General features: G+C 61.8%; 6 protein-coding genes. All 6 read right to left on the reverse strand.

Features of this window, described 5'->3' with window-relative positions:
- Positions 1-37: 37 nt before the first annotated feature.
- Positions 38-142 carry an MFS transporter small subunit gene (locus K728_RS23145; RefSeq protein WP_019484125.1) on the reverse strand — a complete coding sequence of 35 codons (105 nt, stop codon included), beginning with the start codon at positions 140-142 and terminating at the stop codon, positions 38-40.
- A 1-nt stretch (position 143) separates the two neighbouring features.
- Positions 144-1547 carry an OFA family MFS transporter gene (locus tag K728_RS0107170; RefSeq protein ID WP_019484124.1) on the reverse strand — a complete coding sequence of 468 codons (1404 nt, stop codon included), beginning with the start codon at positions 1545-1547 and terminating at the stop codon, positions 144-146.
- A 153-nt stretch (positions 1548-1700) separates the two neighbouring features.
- Positions 1701-2492 (reverse strand): class I SAM-dependent methyltransferase, encoded by a 792-nt coding sequence (locus K728_RS0107175; protein ID WP_024476312.1) that lies wholly within the window; start codon positions 2490-2492, stop codon positions 1701-1703.
- Positions 2493-2501: 9 nt separating this feature from the next.
- Positions 2502-4037 (reverse strand): putative bifunctional diguanylate cyclase/phosphodiesterase, encoded by a 1536-nt coding sequence (locus K728_RS0107180; protein ID WP_024476313.1) that lies wholly within the window; start codon positions 4035-4037, stop codon positions 2502-2504.
- Entirely contained in the window at positions 4038-4418 is a 381-nt protein-coding gene (locus tag K728_RS0107185; protein WP_019484121.1) for a DUF7793 family protein, read from the reverse strand. It lies immediately after the preceding gene.
- A gap of 128 nt (positions 4419-4546) precedes the next feature.
- A partial coding sequence (locus K728_RS22350; RefSeq protein ID WP_443110940.1) for a 4-alpha-glucanotransferase occupies positions 4547-4932 on the reverse strand: 386 nt, incomplete at its 5' end.

Here is a 4932-nt window from a genome sequence, read left to right on the forward strand (position 1 = left end):
CCGCCATCGTTGGTGCAGCACTACAAACTGCGGGTGGTTAGCCGCCGAACAGTGCTGACACGCGGGTCATGGTCTGGAAGATCCCATATGCCAAGGGAACGGTCACAAGGGCCCATACGAACGTGGTGCTTGCTACCTTCATCTCATGCCTCCATAGCGGATTCTTTGGTGGACGTCCCGGATTCGGGGGCCGCCTTTGGTTCGTGGAACTTCGAGTCGACCGGCTTGATCATCAGGTTGGCGATGAAACCGATAACCAGCAGACCCACCATGGTGAGCAGTGCCGGCTGGTAGGCGGCTGCGGTGAGCTCGCCTGGTGTGCCCTGAGCGTCGAGGAAACCGTTGACGATCAGTGGTCCGGCGATACCCGCGGCTGACCAGGCGGTCAGCAACCGGCCGTGAATGGCGCCGACCTGGTAGGTGCCGAAGAGGTCACGCAGGTAGGCAGGAACGGTAGCGAAGCCGCCGCCGTAGAAGGAAATGATGAAGAAGGCCAGGAACACGAAGAGGATCGTGGTGCCCGCGCCGGCGAGCGCCAGCGTGGTGTACAGCAATGCGCCAACACCCAAATAGATCATGTAGATCCGCTTGCGACCAATGATGTCTGAGGTGGAGGACCAGACGAAGCGACCGGCCATGTTTCCAATCGACAACAACCCAACGAACCCACCGGCGACAGCAACGGTGACCGCGGTGGAGCCGTCTGCTTCGCGGAAGAAGTCCTGGATCATTGGGGACGCCTGCTCAAGGATGCCGATACCTGCCGTGACGTTGCAGAAGAGCACGATCCAGACCAGCCAGAACTGCTTGGTCTTGATGGAGTTCTTGGCCGAGACGTTATCGGAGGTTACGAGCGCTTTGGTCTTGATTGTTGAGGGGTCGAAGCCTGCCGGCTTCCAGTCAGCTGCGGGGACCTTGATGGTGAACGCACCGAACATCATGTACACGAGGTAAATGGCTGCGAGGGTGAGGAAGAGCATGCCCACCGAATCGCCGCTGGCTACCCAGCCCTCGACGTCGGAGTTCGGGTCATACATCCGCAACAGCTGGGTGGAGAGGGGGCTGGCGATCAGGGCGCCGCCACCGAAGCCCATGATGGCCATACCGGTAGCCAGCCCTGGCCTGTCCGGGAACCATTTGATCAGGGTCGAAACCGGGGAGATGTAACCGATGCCAAGACCGATGCCACCGATGAAGCCGTAGCCCAGGTAGACGAGCCACAGCTGGTTGGTGAAGATTCCGAGTGAGCCGACAAGGAAACCACCGGTCCAGAAAAGAGCCGAGGTGAACATGGCCATGCGGGGGCCGTTCTTATCTACCCAGGTGCCCATCACTGCGGCCGACAGGCCCAGCATCACGATGGCGATCGAGAAGATCACGCCGATCTGCGTCAGGCTCGCATCGAAGTGCTCAACCAGGGCGTTCTTGTACACGCTGGTGGCGTATGCCTGGCCGATACAGAGATGCACCGCCAGGGCTGCGGGGGGGATCAACCAACGGTTAAACCCGGGCGGGGCGATGGTGTGTTCGCGGGCAAGCCAACTCATCAATGTCTCCTTCGTGCTGGAACGGTGGGTACTGTCAGGACCGCGGGCGCTGACGCTGCGTGAAATTGTTCAATATTCAACCTCACTAAGGGTAGACGAAGATCACATAATAGTTTGAACGGGCAACCGATGAGTTTTGGCGACCTGGTCGACTCAGGAACGGGGCGCGAGCGCTGCGTAGTAGCCCGGGATCTGCTCCGGCTCGCCCTTCGCCCGCATGGCAACAGCGTTAATGGTCACCGGACCGTCCTCGAGCACAGCCCAGGACTCGTCGTCGAAGGCTGACTGACGTTCGGCGGGGCCGAAATGACCGGGTTTCGGTAGACCGCCGATGGCGAGCTCCAACGGTTTGGGAATCCTGCCGGGCGAGGCGCCAAGGCGCGAAATGTAGCTGAGCGCGTCGCCTCGATAGTTGGTTTCCACCAGAAAAACCCGCCCCTGGGGCCCGACCAAGGATTTGAGCGTGGCGGCCAGGGCAGTGCGGGCCGCCGGGTCGAGGACGTGGAAGACGCCCCGGACAAAGACGTTCGAGTGGCCAAAGTCGGCTGCCAGGAGCTCGCCGGCCCCCGGAGCGGTGCAGTCGGCGGTGCGATAGTCCACGTTGCTGAGGTGAGCCGATTCGGTCAGCGCACGGGACGTGGCACTCGAGGCGACGTCCACCCCTATGGCCAGGGGGAAGTGGGCGGCCAGCAACCGGGTGAATGCACCGTTGCCGCAGCCGATATCAATGACCGGCAGCGCAGGGTTCAGGGTGCGGCTGAGGCCGGGAAGGTAGCTATTGAACTCCTGGTCCCCGCCGGCGTCCCACAACACGTCGCCGTCGGACCCTGTGCTTCGAATCCGGTGCCAATAGTTTTCCCAGGCGACATTACGATCCCTGGGCACCCCTGAGGAGAGCCTGATGACCGTAGGCAGCAGGAGGTATTTCTTCGGGAATGTCGGCACGCGTCAACACTAAACCCTCAGCGAGGGCAATCCTTTACCGATTAGCCCTGCCATTACTGCCGCTTCGGCCGGCCGGCCGAAAAAGTAACCCTGACCGTAATCGCAGCCCATTCGGTTCAGGAGCCTGGCCTGGTCAGCCGTCTCAATTCCCTCCGCGACCGAGAGGAGACCAGCCGCTTCGATCAGTTGCAGGACGGCAGCGACAAACTTCAACTGCCTCGGATCATCGACAATGTCTTCGATCAGCGAGCTGTCCATTTTCACCGCCTGGGCGGGAAGTTTCCTGAGGTAGCTGATGGACGAGTAGCCGGTACCGAAGTCATCGATTTCGACACCGACGCCAAGCTCCCGCAGCCCGAGCAAATTGGCGGAGCTCGCCTCCGGATCAGTCATCAGGGAAGTCTCAGTAATCTCGACGATAAACCGATCGGTGGGAACAGCATGCCTGGCGAGGGCCCGATCGATGAGGTCAGCCAGACCGGGGGCCCTGCTTTCAGCGGCGGACAAGTTGATTCGGACGGCAAAGTCCCGACCATCCAACACGTCCCCCCAATCTCCGAGCTGAGCAGCGACCGCGTTGATCATCCATTCACCGATATCGACGACCAGTCCACTCTCCTCCGCTATCCCAATGAAATGGTCCGGATAGAGCAGCCCACGGTCCGGGTGCTGCCAGCGCACCAGAGCCTCGGCGCCAATAATTGTGGAGGTCTGAAGGGAGACCAGCGGCTGGTAATGAACTCTGAGCTGACCTGCTGGGATGGCCTGACGCAGCTCCTCGAGAATGGTGAAACGCTCGTGCGTCGCTTGCAGCATGGCTGGGTGAAACACCTGGACATTGCTGCGGCCAAGGTTCTTCGCCACATACATTGCGGTATCGGCGTCGCGCATCATGTCTTCGCCCGACTGCCCGGCTTCACCGCACCGGACACCGATACTCGCCAGGATGCGGATGCTGGTCTCGGAAACGATCATCGCCGGCCGCAACGCGTAAAGGATACGCTCAGCGATTTCACAGGCGATCTCGTCGGCAGTTTGCGGCAACAAGACCGCAATCTCGTCGCCGCCCAGCCGTGCCACAGTATCGGATTCCCGGACGGTCGATTCAAGACGACGTCCCACTTCGATCAGCACCTGGTCGCCGGCAGAATGGCCGAGGCTATCGTTCACCGCTTTGAACGCGTCAAGATCCAGCAGAATCAATGCCGCAGGTTGCACCCCTGCGGCCGCGGCCAGCGTTTCGTCGTCAATCCGTCGGCGCAGCAAGGTTCGGTTCGGGAGACCGGTGAGACTGTCATACATAGCCATTCGTTCCAACTCGACCTGGGCCGCGTGCAAGCGGGCGGTCCGGTCACGGACCCGCTGCTCCAGGTCTTCATAGAGAACTTCGAGTTCCTCGGCCAGGAGATTCACACCGCTGATCACGGCGTCCATTGAATCCCGGGCGGGAGAAACTTCCATCCTGGCTGACAGGTCTCCGGAGGAGAGCCGGACAATTCCCTCCACCAAGGCGTCGAGCCGCTTGTCCACAAACTCTTCCGCCACTTACCTCTCCTTCAGCCAGCCAAGCGCGGCCGGTTCGGAGGTGAAGAATTTTGTGGGGCACGGTAGCGAGCTCACGCCCAGAATGAAGTTGGCAATGACCTTATCCACCTGCGAGGAGCCCAGGAGCGCAATCCGCGAGGCCGAGCACGGCAGACCGAACACCGTTCGCGCTCCCCGGCTGACGGCCTTCGTTGTCGCCATGTCAACGAGCATGGGGAGGCTTTCCCCAGCGCACAGCTTGTTCACCTGATCCATTGCCAGGCGGGCGTCGGCTTCAGTGATTGAGATGCCTCGCGCCCACCGCAGCCTCAGGATGTTGTCCGCACCGCGACTGAGGGTGGCGTCAATCCCCTGCACGCCGTCCGGCGGGAGCTCACCCACAACGGATCCTTCGGTAGCCCAACGCGCGCGACCAGGCGGAGGGGAGAGGGAAATATAATTCGGCGGGGGCCATGGTTACAGCATAGAACCTTCGGGGCGCCGCCCCGGAATGAGTCGGTCCCCCCGGATCAACCCGCCATCACCCGCGCCAGGGCGGCAAACCGCTCATTGTCCGGCAGGTCCTCGAGGAGCACTGACTGGCCGTCAGATCCGGCGAGGGGGATCCGCCAGTTGGGGTACTCGTCCTTGGTCCCCGGTTGGTTCTGGGTGCGCCGCTCCCCCACCGCATCCGTCAGCGCGACGCCGAGCAGCACCGAAGGAGTTCGCACAATGAACCGGTGCAGCGCTTCTACAGTTGATTCCACCGTGTCGGCGGCGCCTCCGGCAGTTGGTCCCGTCACTGCACGGACCAGTGCCAGCACCGAGTCCTGGGCGGCCTGGTCGGCCGAGCGTTCTTCCTCAACCGGTCGGTTCAGCAACCCAAGTGACTCCCGCAGGTCAACGTGTTCGCCCG

The organism is Arthrobacter sp. CAL618 (assembly GCF_000468215.1).
Classification (GTDB): domain Bacteria; phylum Actinomycetota; class Actinomycetes; order Actinomycetales; family Micrococcaceae; genus Arthrobacter_D.

Coding starts and splice junctions, on each gene's coding strand:
- K728_RS23145 (WP_019484125.1), bottom strand. CDS start 142: ATGAAGGTAGCAAGCACCACGTTCGTATGGGCCCTTGTGACCGTTCCC.
- K728_RS0107170 (WP_019484124.1), bottom strand. CDS start 1,547: ATGAGTTGGCTTGCCCGCGAACACACCATCGCCCCGCCCGGGTTTAAC.